The 24,488-nt window shown below is 69.7% G+C and carries 22 protein-coding genes; 15 read left to right on the top strand and 7 right to left on the bottom strand.

All coding sequences use genetic code 11. From position 1 onward, the window contains the following. Nucleotides 1-7: 7 nt before the first annotated feature. From ON29_RS26010 to ON29_RS26025, 4 genes are all read left to right on the top strand, one after another. Nucleotides 8-1,150 (top strand): glycosyltransferase family 4 protein, encoded by a 1,143-nt coding sequence (locus tag ON29_RS26010; protein WP_040870333.1) that lies wholly within the window; start codon nucleotides 8-10, stop codon nucleotides 1,148-1,150. Nucleotides 1,151-1,223: 73 nt separating this feature from the next. Further along, the gene (locus tag ON29_RS26015; RefSeq protein WP_040870334.1) at nucleotides 1,224-1,928 is read left to right on the top strand and encodes a demethylmenaquinone methyltransferase; all 705 of its coding nucleotides are present in this window, start codon (nucleotides 1,224-1,226) and stop codon (nucleotides 1,926-1,928) included. Between the two features lie 114 nt (nucleotides 1,929-2,042). Then, the gene (locus ON29_RS26020) at nucleotides 2,043-6,233 is read left to right on the top strand and encodes a bifunctional nitrate reductase/sulfite reductase flavoprotein subunit alpha (protein WP_051175605.1); all 4,191 of its coding nucleotides are present in this window, start codon (nucleotides 2,043-2,045) and stop codon (nucleotides 6,231-6,233) included. A 105-nt stretch (nucleotides 6,234-6,338) separates the two neighbouring features. Beyond that, nucleotides 6,339-6,689 carry a hypothetical protein gene (locus ON29_RS26025; RefSeq protein ID WP_040870335.1) on the top strand — a complete coding sequence of 117 codons (351 nt, stop codon included), beginning with the start codon at nucleotides 6,339-6,341 and terminating at the stop codon, nucleotides 6,687-6,689. Nucleotides 6,690-6,699: 10 nt separating this feature from the next. Here the strand turns inward: ON29_RS26025 and ON29_RS26030 are convergent, their stop codons facing one another. Beyond that, nucleotides 6,700-7,734: an aldo/keto reductase gene (locus ON29_RS26030; protein ID WP_040870455.1), complete on the bottom strand. Its 1,035-nt coding sequence runs from the start codon at nucleotides 7,732-7,734 to the stop codon at nucleotides 6,700-6,702. A gap of 113 nt (nucleotides 7,735-7,847) precedes the next feature. Here ON29_RS26030 and ON29_RS26035 point away from each other — a divergent pair, with 113 nt between their 5' ends. Further along, nucleotides 7,848-8,477 (top strand): TetR/AcrR family transcriptional regulator, encoded by a 630-nt coding sequence (locus ON29_RS26035; protein ID WP_040870337.1) that lies wholly within the window; start codon nucleotides 7,848-7,850, stop codon nucleotides 8,475-8,477. Here ON29_RS26035 and ON29_RS26040 read toward each other — a convergent pair. Both ON29_RS26040 and ON29_RS26045 read right to left on the bottom strand, forming a co-directional pair. Next, nucleotides 8,474-9,076 (bottom strand): TIGR03086 family metal-binding protein, encoded by a 603-nt coding sequence (locus tag ON29_RS26040; protein ID WP_040870456.1) that lies wholly within the window; start codon nucleotides 9,074-9,076, stop codon nucleotides 8,474-8,476. The genes ON29_RS26035 and ON29_RS26040 overlap by 4 nt on opposite strands. Before the next feature lie 100 nt (nucleotides 9,077-9,176). Next, a complete protein-coding gene (locus ON29_RS26045) occupies nucleotides 9,177-9,635 on the bottom strand; it encodes a MarR family winged helix-turn-helix transcriptional regulator (RefSeq protein WP_040870339.1) in 459 nt (152 codons plus the stop codon). Nucleotides 9,636-9,698: 63 nt separating this feature from the next. Between ON29_RS26045 and ON29_RS26050 the strand changes: the two genes are divergently transcribed. From ON29_RS26050 to ON29_RS26060, 3 genes are all read left to right on the top strand, one after another. After that, on the top strand, nucleotides 9,699-10,199 hold the full coding sequence (locus tag ON29_RS26050) for an SgcJ/EcaC family oxidoreductase (protein ID WP_040870340.1): 501 nt from the start codon (nucleotides 9,699-9,701) through the stop codon (nucleotides 10,197-10,199). A 92-nt stretch (nucleotides 10,200-10,291) separates the two neighbouring features. Continuing rightward, nucleotides 10,292-10,540 carry a DUF8836 family protein gene (locus ON29_RS26055; protein ID WP_040870341.1) on the top strand — a complete coding sequence of 83 codons (249 nt, stop codon included), beginning with the start codon at nucleotides 10,292-10,294 and terminating at the stop codon, nucleotides 10,538-10,540. A gap of 129 nt (nucleotides 10,541-10,669) precedes the next feature. Continuing rightward, nucleotides 10,670-10,897: an Rv3202a family protein gene (locus ON29_RS26060; RefSeq protein WP_040870342.1), complete on the top strand. Its 228-nt coding sequence runs from the start codon at nucleotides 10,670-10,672 to the stop codon at nucleotides 10,895-10,897. A gap of 9 nt (nucleotides 10,898-10,906) precedes the next feature. On the opposite strand, the gene menD is transcribed toward ON29_RS26060, so the two are convergent. From menD to ON29_RS26075, 3 genes are all read right to left on the bottom strand, one after another. Then, nucleotides 10,907-12,550: a 2-succinyl-5-enolpyruvyl-6-hydroxy-3-cyclohexene-1-carboxylic-acid synthase gene (gene menD / locus ON29_RS26065; protein WP_040870343.1), complete on the bottom strand. Its 1,644-nt coding sequence runs from the start codon at nucleotides 12,548-12,550 to the stop codon at nucleotides 10,907-10,909. 639 nt (nucleotides 12,551-13,189) lie between these two features. Continuing rightward, complete coding sequence (locus tag ON29_RS26070; RefSeq protein ID WP_040870344.1) at nucleotides 13,190-13,636, bottom strand: DUF6918 family protein; 447 nt, start codon at nucleotides 13,634-13,636, stop codon at nucleotides 13,190-13,192. 74 nt (nucleotides 13,637-13,710) lie between these two features. Beyond that, on the bottom strand, nucleotides 13,711-14,367 hold the full coding sequence (locus tag ON29_RS26075; RefSeq protein WP_040870345.1) for a PaaI family thioesterase: 657 nt from the start codon (nucleotides 14,365-14,367) through the stop codon (nucleotides 13,711-13,713). A 94-nt stretch (nucleotides 14,368-14,461) separates the two neighbouring features. On the opposite strand from ON29_RS26075, the gene ON29_RS26080 reads away from it, so the two are divergent. The 5 genes from ON29_RS26080 (at nucleotide 14,462) to ON29_RS26100 (ending at nucleotide 19,473) form a co-directional block, all read left to right on the top strand. After that, nucleotides 14,462-15,355, top strand: a complete 894-nt coding sequence (locus ON29_RS26080) for a 1,4-dihydroxy-2-naphthoyl-CoA synthase (RefSeq protein ID WP_040870346.1) — start codon at nucleotides 14,462-14,464, stop codon at nucleotides 15,353-15,355. A gap of 1 nt (nucleotide 15,356) precedes the next feature. Beyond that, on the top strand, nucleotides 15,357-15,749 hold the full coding sequence (locus ON29_RS26085) for a VOC family protein (protein WP_040870348.1): 393 nt from the start codon (nucleotides 15,357-15,359) through the stop codon (nucleotides 15,747-15,749). A 338-nt stretch (nucleotides 15,750-16,087) separates the two neighbouring features. Continuing rightward, entirely contained in the window at nucleotides 16,088-17,248 is a 1,161-nt protein-coding gene (menE, locus tag ON29_RS26090) for an o-succinylbenzoate--CoA ligase (RefSeq protein WP_040870349.1), read from the top strand. A gap of 330 nt (nucleotides 17,249-17,578) precedes the next feature. Further along, nucleotides 17,579-18,571 carry a daunorubicin resistance protein DrrA family ABC transporter ATP-binding protein gene (locus tag ON29_RS26095; RefSeq protein ID WP_040870350.1) on the top strand — a complete coding sequence of 331 codons (993 nt, stop codon included), beginning with the start codon at nucleotides 17,579-17,581 and terminating at the stop codon, nucleotides 18,569-18,571. Nucleotides 18,572-18,639: 68 nt separating this feature from the next. Continuing rightward, the gene (locus ON29_RS26100) at nucleotides 18,640-19,473 is read left to right on the top strand and encodes an ABC transporter permease (RefSeq protein WP_040870457.1); all 834 of its coding nucleotides are present in this window, start codon (nucleotides 18,640-18,642) and stop codon (nucleotides 19,471-19,473) included. Between the two features lie 131 nt (nucleotides 19,474-19,604). Here ON29_RS26100 and ON29_RS26105 read toward each other — a convergent pair whose 3' ends face one another. Then, entirely contained in the window at nucleotides 19,605-22,940 is a 3,336-nt protein-coding gene (locus ON29_RS26105; RefSeq protein ID WP_040870458.1) for an AfsR/SARP family transcriptional regulator, read from the bottom strand. Between the two features lie 132 nt (nucleotides 22,941-23,072). Here ON29_RS26105 and ON29_RS26110 point away from each other — a divergent pair, with 132 nt between their 5' ends. Together ON29_RS26110 and ON29_RS26115 are read left to right on the top strand one after the other, a co-directional pair. Continuing rightward, on the top strand, nucleotides 23,073-23,537 hold the full coding sequence (locus ON29_RS26110; protein WP_040870352.1) for an SRPBCC family protein: 465 nt from the start codon (nucleotides 23,073-23,075) through the stop codon (nucleotides 23,535-23,537). Between the two features lie 57 nt (nucleotides 23,538-23,594). Then, on the top strand, nucleotides 23,595-24,464 hold the full coding sequence (locus tag ON29_RS26115; protein ID WP_040870354.1) for a 1,4-dihydroxy-2-naphthoate polyprenyltransferase: 870 nt from the start codon (nucleotides 23,595-23,597) through the stop codon (nucleotides 24,462-24,464). The last annotated feature ends 24 nt before the right edge of the window (nucleotides 24,465-24,488 follow it).

Below are 24,488 nucleotides of genomic sequence, written 5' to 3' on the forward strand. Positions count from 1 at the left end.
TGGGAATGTGCGTGTAGCGATCGTCGCGGAGTCGTTTCTGCCGAATATGAACGGCGTCGTCAACTCCGTGCTGCGGGTGCTGGAGCACTTGGACCGGCACGGGCACGACGCCCTGATCATCGCGCCCGACACGCCGCGCGGGCAGCCTGCCGCGCCGCGGGAGTATCACCGTTTCCGGGTGCACCGAGTCCCCGCGGTCATGGTGCCGAAGATCAGCTCGCTGCCGGTCGGGCTGCCGCAGCCGGGCATCGTCTCGGCCATCGACGACTTCGACGCCGACGTGGTCCACCTGGCCTCCCCGTTCCTGCTCGGCGCGGGCGGACTGGGGGCGGCGCTGCGGCTGGACCTCCCGACTGTCGCGGTGTATCAGACCGACGTCGCGGGCTTCGCCAAGAGTTACGGGCTCGGGCTGACGAGCCGTGCCGCCTGGGCCTGGACCCGGCGCATCCACGAGGGAGCCACCCGCACGCTCGCGCCGTCCCGGGCGGCGGCGGAGGACTTGGCCCGGCACGGCGTCCCGCGCGTGCACCGGTGGGGGCGCGGCGTCGACATCGCGCGGTTCACGCCCGACGCCCGCTCCGCCGAGCTGCGCGCCGCCTGGCTCGCCGGCCGCGACCGCCTGCTGGTGGGCTTCGTGGGGCGGCTCGCGCCGGAGAAGCACGTCGAGCGGCTCGCGGTGCTCGGGACCGACCCGGATGTCCAGCTGGTGATCGTCGGCGACGGGCCGGAACGCAGGCGGCTCGCCCGGCTGATGCCGACCGCGGTGTTCACCGGCGAACTCGGCGGCGACGAGCTGGCGCGGGCGTACGCCAGCCTCGACGTCATGGTGCACGCGGGCGAGCACGAGACGTTCTGCCAGGGCGTGCAGGAGGCGCTGGCGTCGGGCGTCCCGGTGATCGGCCCCGACGCGGGTGGGCCGCGCGACCTGATCGCCCACTGCCGGAACGGCTATCTGCTTCCGGTGGACCGTTTCGGCGAGTTGCTGCCCAGTGCCGTCGGGGCGTTGCACGATCCGCGGCTGCGGACCCGGTTCGCCGGGGCGGCCAGGAAGTCGGTGCTGTCGCGGACCTGGCCCGCCGTCTGTACCCAGCTGATGGGCCACTACGCCGAGGTGTCGGGCGCCCGGACCTCCTTGCCCCATACGGCCTGAACCGCGCTCCGGCGTGACGGAAGTATCCCGCGCCACGCTCGGTTCGTAACAGACCGCGAGTTAGGGTCTTCGCGTGGCGAAAACGCAATCGAACCGGGCCTCCTTGGACAAGCAGCCGCACGAAGTCGCGGCGATGTTCGACGGCGTCGCCCGGCGATACGACCTGACCAACACCGTGATCTCCGCGGGGCAGGATCGCTACTGGCGCTGGGCGACCCGCAAGGCGCTGGCGCCGCGGCCGGGTGAGCGGCTGCTCGATCTCGCCGCGGGCACGGGTGTCTCGACGCTGGAGCTGCGGAAGTCCGGCGCCTGGTGCCTCGCGGCCGACTTCTCCAAGGGCATGCTCAGCGCGGGCCGGTTCCGCGACGTGCCGATGGTGGCCGCCGACGCGATGGCGCTGCCGTTCGCCGACGACTCCTTCGACGCGGTGACCATCTCGTTCGGGCTGCGCAACGTGGCCGACACCGACCTCGCCCTGCGCGAGATGCTGCGGGTCACCAAGCCCGGCGGCAGGCTGGTGGTGTGCGAATTCTCCGCGCCGGTGCTCCCGGTGTTCCGCACGGTGTACCTGGAGTATCTGATGAAAGCGCTGCCGAAGGTGGCGCGCGTGGTGAGCAGCAACCCCGACGCCTACGTCTACCTCGCCGAATCCATCACGGAGTGGCCCAATCAGCGCAGGTTGGCGATGCGGATCGCGGCGAACGGGTGGTCGTCGGTGAAGTGGCGCAACCTCACCGGGGGCGTCGTCGCCCTGCACCGGGCCTACAAACTCGGCTGAACCGGAGACCCCGGTCACACCTCACCGCCGGATTCGAGCACGGTGAGGTGGAATGTCACCTGGCGATAACGCGGGGTAAATCCCGCGCAATCGGCGGTCCGCATGATCGAAGGCATGTCCGACCCAGCGACCGGCCACAGCGACGGCACCGCCCGAACGGCATGCTCGTACTGCGGCGTGGGCTGCGGGATCACCGTGACGACCGCCGCGGACGACGCGGGGAAACCGGTGATCGCCAAGGTCAGCGGCGACAAGTTGCACCCGTCCAACGCGGGCAGACTGTGCACCAAAGGCGCGACGCACGCGGAGCTGATGCGCGCCACCGGACGGATGGAGACCGCCTACCGGCGCTCGGAGCGCGGCCAGGTCCCGGTGCCCTTCCCCGTGGACGAGGCGGTGCACGAGGCGGCCACCCGATTGCGGGCGATCCTGGACGAGCACGGTCCCGACGCGATCGCGCTCTACGTTTCCGGGCAGATGTCGCTGGAGGCGCAGTACCTCGCCACCAAGCTCGCCAAGGGTTACCTGCGCACGGTGCACATCGAGGCGAACTCGCGGCTGTGCATGGCCAGCGCCGGGACCGGGTACAAGCAGTCGCTCGGCGCGGACGGACCGCCCGGCTCTTACGACGACTTCGAACACGCCGACCTGTTTTTCGTGATCGGCGCGAACATGGCCGACTGCCATCCGATTCTGTTCCTGCGGATGGCCGACCGGCTCAAGGCGGGCGCGCGGCTCATCGTGGTCGACCCGCGCCGCACCGAGACCGCCGCGCGCGCCGATCTCTTCCTGCAGATCGCTCCCGGCACGGATCTCGCCCTGTTGAACGGGCTGCTGCACCTGCTGGTCGAGGGCGGCCACATCGACGAGGAGTTCATCGCCGAGCACACCGAGGGCTGGGAGGCGATGCCGGAGTTCCTGGCCGACTATCCGCCGCAGCGGGTGGCGGATATCACCGGGCTGGCCGAGGCCGACATCCGCACCGCCGCGCAGTGGATCGGCGAAGCAGGCAAATGGATGTCGCTGTGGACGATGGGACTCAACCAGTCCACGCACGGCACCTGGAACACCAACGCGCTGTGCAACCTGCACCTGGCCACGGGCGCCATCTGCCGTCCCGGCAGCGGGCCGTTCTCGCTCACCGGGCAGCCGAACGCGATGGGCGGCCGGGAGATGGGGTACATGGGCCCCGGCCTGCCCGGCCAGCGCAGCGTGCTCTCCGCCGAGGACCGCGCGTTCGTGGAGACCGTGTGGGACCTCGAGCCCGGCACGCTGCGCACCGAAGCCGGGCCCGGGACGGTGGAGATGTTCCGCAACCTGTCCGAAGGCACGATCAAAGCCGCCTGGATCATCTGCACCAATCCCGTCGCCACCGTGTCGAACCGCAAGACCGTGATCGCGGGCCTGGAAGCCGCCGAACTGGTGATCGCGCAGGACGCCTACACCGAGACCGCGACCAACGCCTACGCCGACCTGCTGCTTCCCGCCACGCTGTGGGCGGAAGCCGAGGGCGTGATGGTGAATTCCGAGCGCAACCTCACCCTGATGCGGCAGTCGGTCCCGCCCACCGGCGACGCGCGGCCGGACTGGCGGATCATCGCCGACATCGCCACCGCCATGGGGTTCCCCGGTTTCGGCTTCGCCTCCGGTGCCGAGATCTTCGAGGAGATCAAGCGCTTCGCGAATCCCGCGACCGGCTACGACCTGCGCGGCGTCAGCTACGAGGCGCTGCGTGACGGGCCGATGCAGTGGCCGTGCGCCGAGCCGGAGCGCAGGCGCAATCCGATCCGGTACCGCAACGACGGTGTCAGCCAGACGTTGTTCGTCGACGCCCACGGCCACCGGCCCCGGCTGGCGTTCGCCACGCCGAGCCGCCGGGCGGTGTTCTGGCCGCGCCCGCACCTGCTGCCCGCGGAGATGCCGGACGACGACTACCCGTTCCTGCTCAACACCGGACGCCTGCAGCACCAGTGGCACACGATGACCAAGACCGGCAGGATCGACAAGCTGACCAAGCTGACCGGCGCTCCGTTCGTCGAGGTGCACCCGGCCGATGCCGAGCGCCTCGGTCTGCGCGAGGGCGACCAGCTCGAGATCGCCTCGCGCCGGGGTCGAGCGGTGCTTCCGGTCCAGATCGGCGACCGTGTGCGGCCGGGCGATTGCTTCGCGCCGTTCCACTGGAACGACGAGCAGGGCGAATACCTGACCATCAACGCCGTCACCAACGACGCGGTCGATCCGGCCTCGCTGCAACCGGAATTCAAGGCGTGCGCCGTGGCGCTGCGCAAGGTGGCCGTCGTGCCGCGGCCCGAGACGCCCGCCACACTGCCCGCCGCGGACTCGGCGCATCCGCTGGCGGCCGTGCTCGGTCTCGACAGCGGCAACGCCCCCACGCTCAGCGAAACCGAGCGGATCTACCTCAGCGGATACCTGGCCGCGCTGCAAGCGCTTCCGGTGACCGGTCAGCCGGTGCTTCCGGACTCGGCGCCGATGTCGGCGCACAGCAGGCTGTGGGTCGACGGGTTGCTGGCGGGGATGTATTCCCGCGGTGCGGCGGGCCCGGCGCCCGCGGTGGACGAGGGTGCGGCCGCCCGCGCGATCACCGTGCTGTGGGCCTCGCAGACCGGCACCGCGGAGGAATTCGCGGCCACCGTCTCGGCACACCTCGCCGGGCACGGCTTCACGCCGCGACTACTGGACCTGGACTCCTGTGACCTCAGCACGCTGCAGGGCGACGTGCTGGTGGTCAGCAGCACGTTCGGCGACGGAGGGCCGCCGGACAACGGAGCCGATTTCTGGGATCGCCTGGCCGACACCGTCGTGCGGCTGACCGGTGTGCGCTACGCGGTGTTCGCCCTCGGCGACTCCTCCTATGACGACTTCTGCGGTTACGGTCGCAAACTCGACGAGAAATTCGCCGAACTCGGCGCGACCCGATTGCTTCCGCGCGTCGACAGCGAACCCGACTACGAAGACGCGGCGCAGCGCTGGCTCGACGACGTGCTCGCCGCGTTCGGCGCCGAGGAACCCGGGGCACCCGCCGATCCGCCGGTGCGAGGAGCAGGCGGCACCGGCCGCGCCACGCCCCGGGGCGGCGGGGTCGCGACGCTGGAAATGCCAAGTGCCGCACCGGCGCCCGGGCGCACCCGCACCGCTTCCGCGCCGTTCACCCGCACCGCGCCGCTGCGTGCCCCGCTGCTGCGCAACGAGCTGCTGTCGACCGGAGGATCGACGAAAGAGGTGCGCCGCTTCGGGTTCGATCTGCGCGGCCTGGACGCCACCTACGAGGTGGGCGACTCCTTGGGCGTCTGGCCGGTGAACAGCGCCGCCCTGGTCACCGAATGGCTGGACGCCACCGGGCTGGACGGTCGCCGCGTGGTCGAGGTCGACGAGCGCGAACTCTCACTGGCGGAGGCGCTGCGCACGCACTACGACATCACCAAGGTCGGTCAGGATCTGCTCGGCTTCCTCGCCGAGCACAATCACAGCGGCAAACTCGCCAAACTGCTGCGCCGCGACAACCGCAACGAACTGGCGAGTTACCTGTGGGACCGGCAGGCCGTGGACGTGCTGCGCGACTTCCCGATTCGAGCCGATCTGGTGGAGTGGCTCGGCACGCTGAAGAAGCTGCAGCCGCGCCAGTATTCGATCTCGTCGAGTCCGCTGGTCAGCCCGGACGAGGTGGAGCTGACCGTCGGCATCGTGCGCTACGGCGATCCGGCCGCCACCGGTTCGGCGGCGCGGCGCGGCGGAGTGTGCTCGACCTTCCTCGCCGATCGGGCGGCCGCCGATTACACCGGCGCGGCGGTGCCGATCTTCCTGCAACGCGCACCGCACTTCCGTCCTCCGGCCGACCCGGCCGCGCCGATGATCATGGTGGGCCCTGGCACCGGCATCGCGCCCTTCCGTGGGTTCCTGCACGAGCGCAGGGCCCTCGGCTGCACCGGGCGCAACTGGCTGTTCTTCGGCGATCAGCATGCGGCGCAGAACTTCTACTACCGCGCCGAACTGGAGGACATGTTCCGTTCCGGCTTCCTGACCCGCCTCGACCTGGCCTTCTCCCGGGACCAGCGGGAGCGGATCTACGTACAGCACCGCATGATCGAACACGGCGCCGAGCTGTGGTCCTGGCTGCGCGACGGCGCCCACTTCTACGTCTGCGGCGACGCGAGCCGCATGGCCAAAGACGTCGACGAGGCCCTCCTGCGGATCGCGCGCATCCACGGCAAGCTCGACGAGGACGGCGCACTGGCCTTCAAGAAGCAGCTCGTCGCCGAAAAGCGCTACGTCCGCGACGTCTACTGACGGCCCCATTTCACACCGCTTGCCTCGATCAGTGATCGCGGTCACAATCCGGAACCGGCCGGTGCCGAACGATCATCACCGCTTACTTGGGAGGAAAGGCTTGCCGTGCATGAGCCGACCTACGAAGAGCTGACGGACTCCATCGTTCGAGCCGCGAACTGGGAAGGGCTCGAAACTCGCATGAGGGACGGCATTCCGTACATTGTCGAACGCGATGGCGCGGCGCTGACTCCTCCGGTCGCCATGCGCTTCACGCCGGACACACTGCACGAGTACTACCGCAAGATCGCGGAGGATGCCCTGCGTGGCAGACCCGAATCCCCTTGGGAGTGGTGGATGGACTTGATGTCCACCCACCTCGGGGAGGCGATGTACGACCTGGACCGCGTGGGCGGTCCGGCCGTGATCACCATCGGAAAGTTCGGCTTCACCGCGACGCCGACCCGAGCGGATTGACGGCCGCGGCTCACACCGCGGGTGGGTTCAGGCGGGTGAAGTCGGGGAGGCGGTAGTACGGGTAGTAGGGGTAGGGCGGGGTGGTGGCGCTCGCTTTGTCCAGGCGGGCGATCTGGTCGGCGTCGAGTTCCCAGCCGATCGCGCCGAGGTTCTGGCGTAGCTGCTCCTCGTTGCGGGCGCCGACGATGACGGTGGCGACGGTGGGGCGGCGCAGCAACCAGTTGAGGGCGATCTGCGGCACCGTCTTGCCGGTTTCGGCGGCCAGCTCGTCGAGGACGTCGACCACGTCGTAGAGCTTCTCCTCGTCCACCGGCGGACCGGCCTCGGCGGTCCGGTGCAGGCGGCTGCCTTCCGGAAGCGGTTGGCCGCGACGGATCTTGCCGGTGAGCCTGCCCCAGCCGAGTGGACTCCAGACCACCGCGCCGACACCTTGGTCGCGGCCGAGCGGCATGAGCTCCCACTCGTAGTCCCGCCCGACCAGCGAGTAGTAGACCTGGTGCGCGACGTACCTGGTCAGTCCGTTGCGATCCGCCGCGGCAAGGGATTTCATCAGCTGCCAGCCCGCGAAGTTCGACGCGCCGACGTAGCGGATCTTGCCCGCGCGCACCAGATCGTCCAGGGCCGCGACGACTTCCTCCACCGGCGTGCCCGAGTCGAAGGCATGCAGCTGGAACAGATCGATGTAGTCCGTGCCCAGCCTGCGCAGCGACGCCTCCACCGCACCGATCAGCCTGGCCCGGCCGGAACCGGCGTCCGCCGGGCCGGGGCCGGTCGGCAGCGTCGCCTTGGTGGACAGCAGCACCCGATCACGCCTGCCCCGGACGGCGGCGCCCAGCACCTCCTCCGAGGCGCCGTCGGAGTAGACGTCGGCGGTGTCGAACATGTTCACACCCGCGTCCAAGCTGATGTCGACCAGTCGCCGCGCCTGTTCGGCATCGGTGTCGCCCCACGCGCCGAACAGTTCACCCCGGCCGCCGAAAGTTCCCGCGCCGAAGCTCAAGGCCGGGACGTGCAGACCTGATGCGCCGAGCCGCCGGTACTCCATCTGCGTGTCGACCATCCGAATGTTCACTGGACAGCCCTCCTAAAGGGTCTATAGTTCCGTTAACCCTTCGGACGGTACACCCGTTCGCCGATAAATGAAACTGGAGTGCCGTTATGGAGCCGGAAGAGACCACGCCCGGATCGGTTCGACCCGGTGGGCGGACCGCGCGGGTCCGCGCCGCCGTCCTGCGCGCGGCGGGCGACCTACTGGCCGAACACGGGTTCGCCCACCTCGACCTCGCCGAGGTCGCGGCGCGCGCCGAGGTCGGCAAGACCACCGTCTACCGCCGCTGGCGCACGCCCACCGGCCTGATCGCCGACCTGCTGACCGACATGGCCGAGCAGTCGCTGCCACACGCCGACACCGGCTCGCTGCTCGGAGATCTCACCGCCAACGCCCGCCTGGTCGCGAAAACGCTGTCCGACCCCCGCCAAGGCAAACTCTTCCGCGCCGTGATCGCCGCCGCCACCTGCGACGAGTCCGCCGCGGCCGCGCTGCGCCGCTTCTACGACGTGCGGCTCACCGAGTGGTCGGCGTGCGTAGCGGCCGCCGTCGCGCGCGGCGAAGCGCCGGAGCGCACCGACGCACGCGCGGTGCTGTCCGCGGTGTCGGCCCCGCTCTACTACCGGCTGCTCGCCAGCGGCGACCCGATCGACGACGCCGCCGCGGATACCGCCGCGCACGCCGCGGTCGATGCCGTGCGCGCGGGCACTTTCGTACTCCCCGATCCGCCGCGCGGCTAGCCGAGCACCGCTCCCCTGACGTCCGCGGTCCAGTCGGCGCGGCGGCCGGTGTAAGCGAGCGTTCGCGTCAAGGCCGGCGCATCGGGTGCGACCGGCACCACCGGCCCGAACAGACCGGGCACCCCTTCGGCCGGGGTTTCACGCAGCATGTCCAGCAGGATCGCCAAGTGCCCGTCGTCGCAGGCGAAGGGCTGCCCCGTGGCCTTCGCGAGATCCCAGCCGTGCACCACCACCTCGTCCAGGGCGATCCTGGCCATCACCGTGGCCGGTTCGCTCACGCCGCCCGCCTCGGTCACGCCATCCCAGGCCACGGGCTCCCGCCACGCTGCCACCAGGGCATCGAGCTGGGCCGGAACGCGCTCGCGCCAATCCTCCGGCAAGGCGCGATCCACCGGCGGAGGCGGCGCGACCGAGCCACCGACGGCCTCCTTGGTGGCCGCTTGACGAAACGCCTCGGTCAGATCGAGCACGTGCGCGAGCAGATCACGCACCGTGGTGTCGGCGCACGGCGTCGGCGCGGCGAGCTGGTCGTCGGTGATGCGGCCGACCACGGACGACAGAGCGACAGCGGCGGGTTCGAAATCGAATTCCGGATTCATCGAATCTCCTGAGCTGGGGACAGGTTCACCCATGCAGACGGCCCAGCCGGGCCGAACTCATCGGTCCGAAAGAACGCGAAGTCGGGAGGTAGCGCTCCGGTCAGCTCTGCGAAGTGATGCGGTCGGTCTGCGCGCGATGCACATCCAGGGCCGTGTGCAGGAAGTCGAGAATCAGCGAGAGCTGGTCGGGGTCGTAGCGACCGAGAGCGCGCGCACCCTCCCTGCCGACCGGCTCGAAGATCCGCTCCGCCACGTCGTGCGCGGCGGCAGTGGCGGCTACCAGCACACGGCGCCGATTGGCCGGATCCTGACCGCGTGTGACGAATCCCGCCCGCTCCAGTCGATCGATCACCGCGGTGGTGGCCGCGGGGCTGAGTCGCACCGCCGCACTCAACTCACCCGCGGGCAGCGGGCCACGGCCGAGCACCACATCTAGGCAGCGAAGATCGGTGCGGTTCATGCCCAGGTGCGCGGCCACCGCCTCGTCGAAGACGTCGAAGCTCTGCTGGAGCAGTCGCAACTGCGTGCCGATGGCACCGATAAGAGTTTCTTTCGACATTCGAAACTTTCTGCTATCGTATCTTTCGTTCATCGAAATAATAGCACGCACAAGGACGCTGCCATGCACGACACCGAAATCGACGACGCCGAGATCCGCACGCTGTTCCGCGACCTCATGCAGGCCTGGACCGACAACGACGCCGAGGCCTACGCCCACCACTTCACCGCCGACTCCGACTATGTGTCCTATGACGGCACTCGCGCGATCGGCCGATCGGAGCACCAGCGCAATCACGACAAGCTCTTCCGAGGCGTGCTGGCAGGCTCCGCACTGGTCGGCGACCTGGAGTCGATTCGCTTCGTCACCCCGGACGTGGCGATCCTGCACGGCACGGCGTCGGTATTGATGCCGTGGCGCTCGCGGCTGCCCGAGCGCAGGCGATCGCGCCAGACGCTGGTGCTGGTACGTACCTCCGAGGGCTGGCGGATAACCGCGATCCACAATGGCCGGATCCGCCCGGTGACGGTTCCCGAACCGGATTCCTTTCCGGCCGGAATGTCTCGCCTCATGGGCCGGGCGGCACGCAGGCTGGGAATCGGACCGCGCCGGCCCGCTCGGTGACCGCGCGACCGGGCCGTCTCGACCGGCGCGCGAGGTACCGCCGTTACGCACTCGTAGCGGCGAAATGCGCTGGAAAAGCGGATAGTTGGTAGATGAAGGGTGATCGGGTGGAGATCGTCGTCGACGTCGGCGACGGATCTCGCAGTTACGAGATCGCGGCTACCCGGGCGGGGCGGCGCGTCGAGGTCAGGATCGCGCGTGGCGTGGTCGAAGTCAGCGAAGTGACGCGATCGGGGACGGCGGTGCGGACCGCGCGGTTCATGGCCGGGCGCACGCTCGCACTGGTCGAGCACCCCGCCGATGCCGCGGCGGCGCGGGCCGACGAAGAGCGACAACGCTGAGGCGAAAACGCTTGCCGTCCGTCCCGGCCACGGGCATCCTCGATGCAGTCGGAGTCGATCGTCCGCCTCGATTGCGGCATCCCGCGACGGGTATGCCCATCGAGACGCCTACGCGGAGAGGAGCGCACGATGTCAGATCCCCTTGCCGACGCGGTCCCGGAGGCGGATCTCGCCGAGCAGTCCGTCCCGGCATATCCGGAGGAGCCGGTGGTCGCCGACGACCTGCCGGAGCAAGACGATGCCGCCGGACGGGCGATTCCCGAGCGCGACGTCCTGGAGGCGAATCCGGCGGACGTGCTCGAGCAGTCCATCGTGGTTCCGATGGACGACGATCCCGAGGAGGAATTCGGCTTCTGACCTCAGGGCTCAGGGCTGGATCTTCGCCCGCACCGTCGCGTGCAGTTCGCGCAGGCTGGACCGCTCGGTAGCCACCTCGAGCACCCGCATGCCATGGGCGTGCCCGGTCAGCTCGACGGCCAGCTGTTGCGGGTCCACCTGCCGGTGCGGGATGCGGTAGGCGGCGCACAAGGCGGCGAGATCCATGCCGTGCGGGGTGCCGAAGACCCGTTCGAACACGCCCGCGTACTGCGGGTCGCCCTGCTCGAGCAGCTCGAAGATGCCGCCGCCGTCGTCGTTGGCCACCACGATGGTCAAGTCGGCCGGTCGCGGTTCGCCGGGGCCGATGAGCAGACCGGACGCGTCGTGCAGGAAGGTCAGGTCACCGATCAGCGCGATGGTGCGCCCCTCGTGGTGCAGGGCGGCGCCCACCGCGGTGGACACCGTGCCGTCGATCCCCGCCACGCCGCGATTCGACAGCACCTTGATCCCCGGCCGCGGATGCGACACCAGCGCGGCGTCCCGCACCGGGTTCGAGGCGCCGAGCAGCAGTTGGTCGCCGTCCCGCAGCGCGTCCATCACGACCGCGGCGACGTGCAGCCCGGTGGGCTTCGGGTGCCGCGCGAGTTCGGCGCGCACCACCTGGTCGGCTTTCGCGTTCAGTTCACGACAGTGCTCCAGCCATCGCGCGCTGGGGGCTCCGCTGATGACGGCGCGCGTGCCGGTACCGACCACGTTGCCGGACACGTCCGGCCAGCGCGGACCCGTGGTGAGCGCGTAGACCCGGACGTCCGGATCGGCGAGCACCTTCGAGACCTGCCGGTGCAGGGTCGGGCGGCCGGTGATGATCGCCTGCTTCGGCCGCAGCAGCGACAGCACCAGCGGATGCAGCGCGGGCCCGTGCATGGGGGCGGTGGGCTCGGCGACGGTCGGCAGATCCGCCAGCTCCGGGCGCAACCCGGCGCCGTGTCCGGAGATCACCACCGTGTCCGGTGTGAGGTCGAGATCGAGCGGCACGTCCAGGGTGGCGTACTGGGTCTCGGTCCAGGCGCACTCGCCCGCGCGACCCGTAGGAGCCGACTCACCCGGCGCCAGGTCGGGGACCAGCGGCTCACGCAGCGGGACATCGAAGTGCACCGGGCCCGCGTTGCCGGAGCGGGTGCCGCGCGCCGCCGCCAGCACCCGGCACACCGCCGAACGCCACTGGCTGTTCTGCTGGCCGTAGGGCGGGTGCTCGGCGTCCCCGGCCTCCTCCTCCGCCAGCCCGAGCGAGATGGTGGCGCGGACCTGGCTGCCGAACAGGCCGAGCTGTTCGACGGTCTGGTTGGCTCCGGAGCCGAGCAGTTCGTAGGGCCGGTTGGCGCTGAGCACCACCAGCGGTACGCGGGCGTAATTCGCCTCCAGCACGGCGGGCCCGAGGTTGGCCACCGCGGTACCCGAGGTCATCACGACCGGGACCGGGTGCCCGCTCGCGATCGCGAGCCCGACGGCCAGAAAGCCCGCCGTTCGCTCGTCGATCCGCATGTGCAGCCGCAGCCGCCCCACCGCGTCGGCAGCCTGGAGGGCGAAGGCCAGCGGAGCGTTCCGGGAGCCGGGGCACAGGACGACATCCCGCACGCCCCCGCGCACGAGTTCGTCGACGACGACCTGCGCTTGTGCTGTTGACGGGTTCACGTCTCCAGACTGGCAGACAGTCAACTAGAAGTCGCCGCCGGGAGGCTCGCAATCACACTGTGTCCTCGGACACTGCCTCCGGGACGCAGGGGTGGTTCGCTCCCGAGGAGCCCGCGTGGCCCGGCTGGCGTCCGAGCATGCCGCAGGGAGGCCGCTATCGATAGGTGCTCAGTCGCATTCCAAGGAGGGACCCGCAACACTGCGGCCTCGCAGGCGCACACCACCCAGCTCACGTCCAAACCGTCCGAACCCCGACTAGGTCCGCAACCAGCAGGGCCAGCGGTCACCACTCGGACACGACCGTTGCAGGGCAGGGCTCAAATCGCGGCCCTGCCTACTCACTCGACCACACCGCTCAGCTCCCGGTTTCGAGCGAAGCGAGACCGAGCATGCGCCGTTCGCGGCCCGGCTCGCGTCCGAGTGGCCGCCGCGTACGCGACGAAGTCGCAAGCGGTGGTCGCTCGGACGCGAGCCAAGAGGGGGCCGCGAACACGCCGCGACGAAGTCGCGGCAAAACCAACACAGCCCGGCTCGCGTCCGAGTGGCCGCCGCGTACGCGACGAAGTCGCAAGCGGTGGTTGCTCGGACGCGAGCCATGAAGGGGCCGCGAACACCCAGCGCCGCAGGCGCTGGAAAAACCTACTGAGCGTGCTTCTGGATCAGGTCGCCCAAGCGCGGCAGCGCCTCGATGACGTTCTTCTTCGCCGAGGAACGCATCGAGGAGTAGACCTTCTTCAGGGCCGGGCGAGTGGAGGATTCGGCCCGAGCGTCGGTGACGGCGAGCAACGCCTCGGCGACCTCGTCCGACTTGGCGACGAGCAGATCGGCGAACTTGCCGGAGCCCGACGCCGTGTACTCCTGCCAGAACGGCTCCAGCTGCGCGACGAACTTGGGCGCCAACGACTCCAGCGCATCGGGCACGATGGACGGGCTGATCTTCTTGACCGCCGCGTAGCCACCCTTCACAGCCAGGCCGGACGCACCACCCTTGTCCGAGACCTCGGCATCGAGAACCTCGACGGCATCGGCAAGGAAAGCCGGGCGCTTCGCGTCGTCGAGCAGGGATTCAGACAGTGCTGCAACCACTTTCAGGTTCCTCCGGATCGGTATCGATGAACGAGCGAGGGCAACTATACGCACCCGCGCCAGCATTCACCCGGCTACGGCTGCCACGGCAGCAACTCAACCATCAGACCTTCGCAGTCTGCGAGCAGATCGCCCTGCTCATCGAGCAATTCGGCCGCGATGAAAGTTTTGCGCCCTTCGATCCGGTCGACCCGTCCGCGAACCGTCAGTTGTGTTTCCAGCGGAGTGATCTTGCGGTAGTTCACATGAAGGTACGCGGTGCGGCTGATCGGCCGTCCGGCGTAGTGCACGATCATGCCGAGCAGATCGTCGAACAGCAGCGGCAGCACACCGCCGTGCGCGGCGCCGTTGCCGCCGAGATGGAAACGGCGGAACACACCCGTCATCTCGATGCCGTCCGGCCCCGCCTCGACCACCTGCCACGGCAGCAGCAGAAGGCTTCCCCGTCCCGGCAGTTCGACGGCGCGGCCCGCCGGTCCCTGCAACTCGGGCGCGCGGTAGGGCTCCAGCAGATCGATCAGCTCGCAGGCTTTGGCCTGCGCGGCCCCGAACACGTCGTCGGGCGCGTCCACGGACACGGCGAGATCCTGCAATGTCCGCATGGCTTCCACGAATCCGCCGAAGTTCGGTCCGACCCGCGCGGGGGTGACCTTCGGAAATCCGCCGTGCTTCTCGTACCGGGACCCGTCCACCGCGCTCCGGTCGATAACCGGTTTCACTTGCTCGCTCATAACTTGCACGGTAACGCGTATTTTTACACCGTCAAATCGAGATCCCGCTGCCCGCTCACGACTTTCGGGCGCAGCGCGACCTAGCATTGCCCGGGTGACGTTCAATCCGAAGCTGTGGCGTCCCGTTCCGGGATTCGAGAACCTGACCGACATCACCTATCACCGGCACATCGAGCAGGGCACCGTGCGTGTGGCGTTCGACCGGCCGGAGGTGCGCAATGCGTTCCGCCCGCACACGGTCGACGAACTCTTCCGGGCACTCGACCACGCGCGGATGACTTCGGATGTCGGCGCGGTGCTGCTCACCGGCAACGGCCCCAGCCCCAAGGACGGCGGCTGGGCGTTCTGCTCCGGCGGCGACCAGCGCATCCGCGGCCGCAGCGGATACCAGTACGCCAGCGGTGACACCGCGGACACGGTCGACCAGGCCCGCGCGGGCCGCCTGCACATCCTGGAGGTGCAGCGGTTGATCCGTTTCATGCCGAAGGTGGTGATCGCCCTGGTGAACGGGTGGGCCGCGGGCGGTGGTCACAGCCTGCACGTGGTCTGCGACCTCACCCTGGCCAGTCGCGAGCACGCCCGCTTCAAGCAGACCGACGCCGACGTGGGCAGCTTCGACGGCGGCTACGGCAGCGCCTACCTGGCCAAGATGGTCGGCCAGAAGTTCGCCCGCGAGATCTTCTTCCTCGGCCGCCCCTACACCGCCGAGGAAATGCACCAGATGGGCGCGGTGAACAAAGTCGTCGACCACGCCGAACTGGAGGACGTCGCACTGGAGTGGACCGCCGACATCAACGGCAAATCCCCGCAGGCGCAGCGCATGCTGAAGTACGCGTTCAATTTGCTGGACGACGGTCTGGTCGGCCAGCAACTCTTCGCGGGCGAGGCGACCAGGATGGCCTACATGACCGACGAAGCCGTGGAAGGCCGCGACGCGTTCCTGCAGAAACGCGAGCCGGACTGGTCGCCCTACCCCTGGTACTTCTGACATGGACATCCTCAGCAGCCGGATCATCCTGCGGCCCGCCGATTACCAGGCCACGCTCGCGTTCTACCGCGACGGCCTGGAGCTGGCCATCGCGCGGGAATATCCGGGCGGCACCGTCTTCTTCGCGGGCCAGTCGCTGATCGAGGTGGCCGCGCACGGCGGGTCGGGGGAATCGTCGTCGTTCGAGGGCGCCATCTGGCTCCAGGTGCGCGACGTGTCCGCCGCCGCCGTGGAACTGGCGCTGAAGGGCATCGCGATCGACCGCGCACCGGTCGAGGAGCCGTGGGGCTTGCACGAGATGTGGGTGCGCGATCCCGACGGCGTGCCGATCGTCCTGGTGGAGGTCCCGCCGTCGCATCCGATCAGGCGGGATTCCCGCTGGTCGCCGTCGTAGCAACGGCTCGGATCGGTGGTTCGGCGGGCGCCACCGAGTTGCCAACGCGAGAACCGGCGAGGACGATAACGCTCGGACGGCCACCCGACCGCCGACGTCCGGGCCGGCTGTGTCCGTGTCCCGTCCGACCGAGTGAATCGCAGTCTCGATGTCTGTCGTACTTGAGCCCCGATCCGACCGGGTGACCGCGCCGCGGGTGCGCCACTCCGGCATACCGACCCGTTCCGCACGCGGTTACGCGGGCATGACACGATCCCTACCGTGAGGGAGTGCAGCGAGCGAGCCATGGGGACAGCGGCTCTGGGCACGACCGGGCCTGGCGAGCGGCGAGGCACGGCATGAGTAAGACACTGCGCACCTTGCCGATGCCCACCGGGTCCGGTCTCGGCGATGTCATGCCCCATCTGCGCGCGGCGCTGGAAGGTAGCGGGGCCGCGTGGCTGCCCGTTCCCAACAGCGATCGACGCGAGTCGAGACGCCTGAGTGACGCCCTCTCCCCCGGCGAGCCGATCGACGAGGAAGTCGCTCTGGTGGTGACCACCTCCGGCACCACGGGTGTGCCGAAGGGCGCGATGCTGAGTTCGGCGGCCCTGCGCGCGAGCGGCACCGCCACACACGACCGGCTCGGCGGTCCCGGCAACTGGTTGCTGGCCTTGCCCACCCATCACATCGCCGGTATCCAGGTGCTGCTGCGCAGCATCCTGGCGGGAACCGAACCCACCGTGCTGGACGTGTCCGGCGGATTCCTGCCCGAGGCGCTGGCCGGCGCGATCACGGGTATGCGCGGTGAACGGCGCTACACATCCCTGGTCCCGACCCAGCTGATCAAGGCGCTCGAATCGCCGGTGGCCACCACCGCGCTGGCCGAACTCGACGGCGTGCTGGTGGGCGGCGCGGCCACCCCGCTGCCGGTCTACGAACGCGCGAGAGCCGCGGGCATCACCGTGGTGCGCACTTATGGCATGAGCGAGACCTGCGGCGGCTGCGTATACGACGGCGTGCCGCTGGAGGGCACGAAGGTCCGGATCGAAGACGGCCGGGTGGTGCTTGGCGGCGCCATGATCGCCACGGGCTACCGCAATCAGCCCGACCATCCCGCCTTCGCCGAACCGGGCTGGTTCCGCACCGAGGACGCGGGCACCTTCGACAACGGCCTGCTGAGCATCACCGGACGGCTCGACGAGGCGATCACCACCGGCGGCCTGCTGGTGATCCCGCAGGTGGTCGAGGCCGTGCTGATCAACCACCCCACGATCAGCGAGGTGGTCGTCGTCGGCCTGCCGGACGAACGCCTCGGCCAGCGCGTCGCCGTCGCCGTGATCCCGGCCCCGGGCGCCACCCCCGACCTGGCGGAACTGCGCGAATACGTCGCCGACGAACTGGACTCCATCGCCGCTCCCCGCGAACTCGCCGTTCTCGACGAGTTCCCCCTCCGCGGCCCCGGGAAGCCCGACCGCGCCGCAGTCCGCGAATACCTCTTGGCCGACTCGACCCACTAGCGACAGCGGGGCAGCGCCCGCGGCACAGCGCGCCGAGTCGCGCCACCGGCGACCGCGTACCCCGAATCAGGCCGCCACCATCCCACGCTCCCAACACACCCCAACTCCCGGTTTCGAGCGAAGCGAGACCGAGCATGCGCCCGTTCGCGGCCCGGCTCGCGTTTGCGCGGCCGTCGCGTAGGCGACGAAGGAGCAAGCGGCGGTCGCGCAAACGCGAGCCACAAAGGGGCCGCGAACACCCAGCGCCGCAGGCGCTGGAAAAACCAACACAGCCCAATGCGACAGCGCCGTGCAAGAGCCGTGCAAGTCTCGGTGTCCACAGTTGTCCACATGACTTCTTTCGCACCAACTTCAGCGCTCGCCGTCGAGGCGGACGGCCTGGTCAAGGTGTTCGGGGAACAGCGTGCCGTCGATGGGGTGAGCCTGGCGGTGCCGCAGGGCTCGGTGTACGGCGTGCTCGGTCCGAACGGCGCAGGCAAGACCACGACCATCCGCATGCTCGCGACCCTGCTGCGACCGGACGGCGGCCGCGGCCGCATCTTCGGCCACGACGTGGTGGCCGAGCCGACGGCGGTCCGCTCGCTCATCGGCGTCACCGGCCAGTACGCCTCCGTCGACGAGGACCTGACCGCCACCGAGAACCTGATCGTCTTCTCCCGCCTGCTCGGGCTCAGCAGCATCGACGCCCGGCGCAAAGCGGCCGACCTGCTGGAGGAGTTCGATCTCACCGAGGCGGCGAACAAGCCGCTGCGGAACTTCTCCGGCGGCATGCGGCGCAGGCTCGATCTGGCGGCCAGCCTGATCGCGACGCCGCCGCTGCTGTTCCTCGACGAACCGACGACCGGCCTCGACCCGCGCACCCGCGCCCAGATGTGGGAGACCATCCGCCGCCTCGTCCGCGAAGGCGCGACGGTGCTGCTCACCACCCAGTATCTGGACGAGGCAGATCAGCTGGCCGACCGGATCGCGGTGATCGACCACGGCAAGGTGATCGCCGACGGCACGGCCGACGAACTGAAGGCCTCCGTGGGCGGCTCCAGCCTGCACCTGACCCTGGTCGATCGCGGCAGACTCGATGAGGCACGCCACATCATCGGCGATTTCCTCGGCGTCGAAGCGCAGATCACCCCGGAGGCCGGGCGGCTCACCGCGCCGCTGACCGACGCGGGCGTCACCGCCGATCTGCTGATCCGCCTGCGCGAGCGGGAGATCGGCGTCGACGAGATCACCGTGACCAAGCCGAGCCTGGACGAGGTCTTCCTCACCATCACCGGCCACCCCGCCGACGACAGCACCGACGAGTCCGAGAAGAGCGCGGCGTGAACGCCCGGCCCGCAGGCGGCAGCCTGCGCGACCACGAAGCGCCCGCGCACGCCGATAAGGAACCCAGCATGACCACCATCACCACGACCGCGGCGCGCCATGCCGCGCCGACGAAGATTCCCGAAGTCAGCAACCACGTTCCGCTGGGCCAGGCGGTATCGAATTCGTTCACCATGGCCTACCGCGGCCTGCTGAAGATCAAGCACAAGCCCGAGCAGCTGTTCGACGTGACGATCCAGCCGATCCTGTTCACCGCCTTGTTCGCCTACATCTTCGGCGGCGCCATCGGCGGCAGCGTGCACGACTATCTGCCGGTCCTGATCCCCGGCATCCTGGTGCAGACCGTGGTGCTCACCTCGGTGGTCACCGGCACCCAGTTGCGTGAGGACATGGACAAGGGCGTCTTCGACCGGTTCAAGTCCCTGCCCATCGCCCGCATCTCGGCGCTGGCGGGCGCGCTGCTGGCCGACATGGTGCGCTACGTCATCGCGACCGTGCTCACCATCGTCGTCGGCGTCGCCATCGGCTATCGCCCGGAGGGCGGTGTGCTCGGCGTGGTCGCGGCGGGTCTGGTGATCGTGGTCTGCTCGTTCGCGATCAGCTGGATCTGGGCGCTGGTCGGGGTCACCGGCAAGAGCGCCGCGGGCGTGCAGGGCATCTCGATGATGATCATGTTCCCGCTGACCTTCATGTCCGGTGCCTTCGCCATGGTGAGCACGATGCCGGGTTGGATGCAGGGGCTCAATCACGTGAACCCCGTGTACTACATGGTGAACGCGTGCCGCGGATTGATGAACGGCGCCGGTTTCGGCGGCGACCTGGCGTGGTCGTTGATCGGCGCGCTGGTCGTCATCGCGATCTTCGCACCGCTGACGGTCAAGGCGTACATGCGGCGGGCGTGAGCCCTCTCCACACACGAGCAGGCCGGGTGACGACTGTTACCCGGCCTGCTTTCGGCGTATTTCGTACGACACCGGAATCCCTCGCGCACGCCGGAGCGTCGGCGAAGAACGAATGACGTGAGCGAAGACCGTCAGTGGGTGGCGCTCAGGCTGTGCAGCATTCGCAAGATGCGGTCGGCGGATTCACTGCGGCGCAGGTGGCCGAGGCGGCGGCTGGCTTGCGCGACCTGGTCGGCACCGAGCTTCGCGACTGCCGCGTCCAGGTGCCGTTGCCAGCGCATGGAGGGGAAATCCTGACGGCAGAAGACGTTCGGCGCCAGCATCAGCAAGTCCAGACCCGTGCCGGCCTCGCGGTCGACGGCGATGAGATACGACCCGACCGCGCAGGCGACGCCGCCGATCTGCGGCAGGTCCCGGTACTGGGTCATCATCGGCACGGTGAGTTCGGCCAGCTGTGCGGCCAGGACCGCGCTCGAGCCGACGCCGCCGTGGAGTACCTGCGCGGCGAGCGCCGCCGCGGCGAGCATCAGGGCGCCGGGCCCGGGACCGAGCGCCTGGTCCGGCCAGCCGAACAGCTCCAGTGCCCGCTCGTAGCGCGCGAAACCGCCTGCGATGTCACCCATCGCGAACGCCACTTCCGCGGAACTCTGCATCACCGTGGACAGCAGCCGATTCTGTCCGAGAGACGAGGTGTCCAGGTCGGGCGTCCCCAGCGCGAGGTCGAGTTCCCGCCGGGCCTGCTCCAGATCGCCGGCACCTACCAGCGAAGCCACCAGCAGGCTGCGGATCTCCACCGTGTCCTCGTAGGCGCCGAGCCGCTGCAGCAAGTCGAGCGAGCGGCGGTAATAGGTCACCGATTCGGCGTACTGGGCGATCTGTCCACAGACCTGTCCGAGGTGCCTGCTCACCATGGCCACGCTCCAGACGTTCTCGCGCCCGAGGACATCCAGCGCGTTGATCGCGTCGATGGTGGAGCCGCGCACGTCACCTTGGTTCTCGCGCATGTTGGCCCGCAACAGCAGCGCCGTGCCCCGGGTTTCCGGATCGGCCGATCGCGCCGCCTCCGCGAGCAGCCTGCTGAGTCCGCGTGTGTCGGCCCTGGTGAGCACCACCCGGGCGATGAATCGGTTGTTCTCGCTGAGTTCGACGGAGCGACGAAGCAATCGGCGCACGCGCAGGCGCAGCACGGCGATCTCCCTGGCGCTGCCGTTGGTGTAAGCGAGATGCAGGAACGTCATCTGGTAGGTGACGAGCACGAGGTCCGGACGCGGACCTTCCCGGCCGAAATCGGCCGGCTCCAGTTCGATGACCCGCTGGGCCCAGGCGATCACTTCCATGTGCGATCCGCGGATCACCCACAGCGTGGCGACGACCGGGAACACCGTGTAGGCCGTCGCCGCGTCCCGTCGTTCGATGCCACAACGCAGCGCGGCGAGCAAGTTGTCCAGCTCCGCCGCCACGGAGAGGGCGAGGTGAACCTGATCGCCGGTCATATACCGGCTCGCCGCGTCGTCGGCGTAGTCCTTGGCCCACCGCATCATCCGAGTGTCGACCGCCTCCGGCTCCCCCGCCGTGGCGGTCAGCCGCTCTTCACCGAATTCCCGCACCGTCTCCAGCATGCGATAGCGGGTGCCGAGCAACTCGTCGTCCAGCACGGTGAGCAGCGATTGGTTGACCAGACCGTCGACGGCCGCGGCGACATCGGTCACGTCGGCTCCACCCGCGACCGCCTCCGCGGCCGAGAGCGTGAAACCGGCCGGAAAGCGGCACAACCGGCGCAGTGTCGCCTGCTGTTCGGTATCGAGCAGGTTCCAGCTCCAGTCGATCACCGCGTGCAGCGTGCGATGCCGTTCGGGCGAACTGCGGTCGCCGTGGCGCAGCAGCGCGAACCGATCGGCCAATCGCTCGTTGATCTCCTCGACGCTCATCGTCCGGACGCGGGCGGCGGCCAGTTCGATGGCCAGCGGCAGCCCGTCGAGTGTGTGGCAGAGCTGGGCGACGATCTCGGGGTCGAGCCGGACCGCCGGGCGCACGGCCCTGGCGCGGGCGGCGAACAGCTCCGTGGCGGGTGAGCCCGCCGGATCGATGGTCAGCGGCGGCAACGGATACACGGTCTCCGCGGTGATCGTCAGCGGCGATCGGCTCGTGGTGAGCACGGTCAGCCGTGGCGCGACGCCGATCAGGTCGGCGACCACCACGGCGACCGCGTCGACCAGATGCTCGCAGTTGTCCAGGATCAGCAGCATCGAGCGCGCCGACACCGCGTCGCGCAACCGCCTGCGCAGATCGACCGTCTGCCCGGAGCGCAGCGTCGCCGTGTCGAAGGTGACCTCGCTGAGCCCGAGCACCGCGGCGATCGCCGCCTCGATCTCGACCCTGGCGTCGCCTCCTTCGGCACGCACCGAGGCCAGTTCCACCAGTGCCACCGGGCGGGTGTGCGCCACCCGCGCACCGAGCTCGTTCGCGACCCTGGTCTTGCCCGCGCCGCCCGGGCCGAGCACGGTCACCACCCTGGAGTCGTCCAGCAGATCGGTGAGCGCGGCGAGGTCGTCCGTCCGGCCGAGCAGCGCGTTGGGGGCGGCGCGCAGCCCCATCGCGGCGGGCGGCGGTTCCGGGGCCGCTTCGGCCGAGGGCGTGGAAGTAGCCGGGAACCCTGGTCGGTATCCCGCGCTCGTTATCGGCGTCGGGGCACGCGGCGGCGCGGTGGGCCCGATCGGCTCTCCGCGCAAGATCGCCGTGTGCGCCGCGGAAAGCGCCGGTCCGGGATCGGCGCCGAGCTGGTCGGCCAATCGCGAACGGAACGCCGCGAACGATTCCAGCGCCTCGTTGCTCCGTCCCGAGGCGGCGAGCAGACGCATCAGGGTCAGCTGCGCGGGCTCGTCCAACGGGTCCGCGGCGGCGCGTAGCCGAGCGAGGTCCAAGGCGCCGTCGATGTCGCCGCCGCCCTCGCGTGCGGCGAGTTCGAGCTCATCGAGTTCGGCGCTTCGCCGCCCGGCCGCGTGGCGTAGCTCGTCGGCGAGGTCACCCCGTGGCAGGTCGGCGCCGGGATCCCCGCGCCACAGCGCCCGCGCGTCCGCGATCTGCGCCAGGCATCCGGAAAGGTCACCCGCGGCGTGCAGCTCGCGCGCCCGCGTGACGCGCTCGCCTACCGAGGACAAATCGACCTGTTCGGCGGCGAGCGTCAACCGGTAGCCCGCCGGGCCGATTTCCAGCGCGCCCTCCGGCAGCGCCGAGCGCAGCCGGGAGACCTGGGTGTGCAGCGCGTTCATCGGCGACCGCGGCGGCTGTTCGCCCCAGACATCCTCGATCAGGGCGTGCGCGCCGCGGCTGCGGCCGGGTCGCAGCGCGAGGGCGGTGAGCAGCAGCCGGGATCGCGCGCCTGGCAGCGGCGTCAGCAGGCCGTCCCGGCGCAGCGCGACCTCGCCCAGCAGGGCCACCACGACCGATTCGCCTGCGGGCGTCGTCACTGCTCGACTGTGGCCGTGCGGGCCGCTGCGCTCCGGAAACATCCCGCGGTCATCGTAGGCGAGCCGACCCCACGGGGCCGACACGATTTCTTTGCCGGGACTGTGAGCGGTCGGTGGCATAGTCTGACCCCCATGGCTGAGTTCGAGGTGGTCCGATCGGCCGTGGTCACGGCCGAGCCCGCGCGTGTGCACAGGCTGATCAACGATTTCCACAAGTGGGTCGAGTGGTCGCCGTGGGAGGACCTCGACCCGCAGCTGCAGCGCAGTTATTCCGGCGCGGACTCCGGTGTCGGCGCGCGCTACGCCTGGAGCGGCAACCGCAAGGCCGGCGCGGGCAGCATGGAGATCATCGGCAGCGCCGACCGCGAGATCGGCGTTCGCCTGGATTTCCTGAAGCCGATGAAGGCGACCAACATGGTGACCTTCATTCTGGACCCGGTCGAGACAGGCACCGAAGTGACTTGGCGGATGACCGGCAGGCAGACCGGCCTGATGGGCGTCATCGGCAAGTTCATCCCGATGGACAAATTCGTCGGCCGGGACTTCGAAAAGGGGCTCGCGCGGTTGCAGCAGGCGGCGACGACCGAAACGGCTTGATCGCCGCGCGCGAGCTGAGGGCGGACCGTGTCCGAATGCGCCCATTATGCTGCGGACATGGCTACTGCAGCGCAATGGATCGAGGGCGCGCGACCCCGCACCCTGCCGAACGCGATCGCCCCGGTGCTCGCCGGAACCGGAGCCGCCGCGTCCGTCGACGGTGCGGTGTGGTGGAAAGCGATTCTCGCGCTGCTCGTTTCCCTGGCGCTGATCATCGGCGTGAACTACGCCAACGACTACTCCGACGGCGTCCGCGGCACCGACGACATCCGGGTCGGCCCGTTGCGCCTGGTCGGGCAGAAACTGGCCTCGCCAGGCGCGGTGAAGACGGCCGCGATCGTCAGCCTGGTCATCGGCGCCGTCTTCGGCTTGGTGCTGGTGTTCACCAGCGCGTGGTGGCTGCTGCTCATCGGCGCGGCCTGCCTGGCCGGGGCTTGGTACTACACCGGTGGCAGCAACCCGTACGGCTACAGCGGATTCGGCGAAGTGGCGGTGTTCGTCTTCTTCGGCCTGGTCGCGGTGCTCGGCACCCAGTTCGTGCAGGCGGACCGGATCGACTGGGTGGGCGCGCTGCTCGCGGTCGCGGTGGGCGCGTTCTCCAGCGCCGTGCTCGTCGCGAACAACCTGCGCGACATTCCCACCGACACCGAGTCCGGGAAGGTCACGCTCGCGGTGAAACTCGGCGACCCGCGCACCCGCACGCTGCACCTCGCATTGCTCGCCGTGCCGTTCCTCGTGACGTTGGCGCTGGTCGCCCGCACACCGTGGGCACTGGCCGGCTTGATCGCGATCCCGCTCGCGGTGCGCGCCAACGCGCCGGTGCGCGGCGGCAAGGGCGGCCTGGAACTGATTCCCGCGCTGCGGGATTCCGGACTGGCCCTGCTGGTCTGGTCGGCGGTCACCGCGCTCGCGGTCGGGCTGGGCTAGCGCGCGTGCCGACCGACGCGGCCC

The sequence above is a fragment of the Nocardia exalbida NBRC 100660 genome (assembly GCF_000308575.1).
GTDB classification, from domain to species: domain Bacteria; phylum Actinomycetota; class Actinomycetes; order Mycobacteriales; family Mycobacteriaceae; genus Nocardia; species Nocardia exalbida.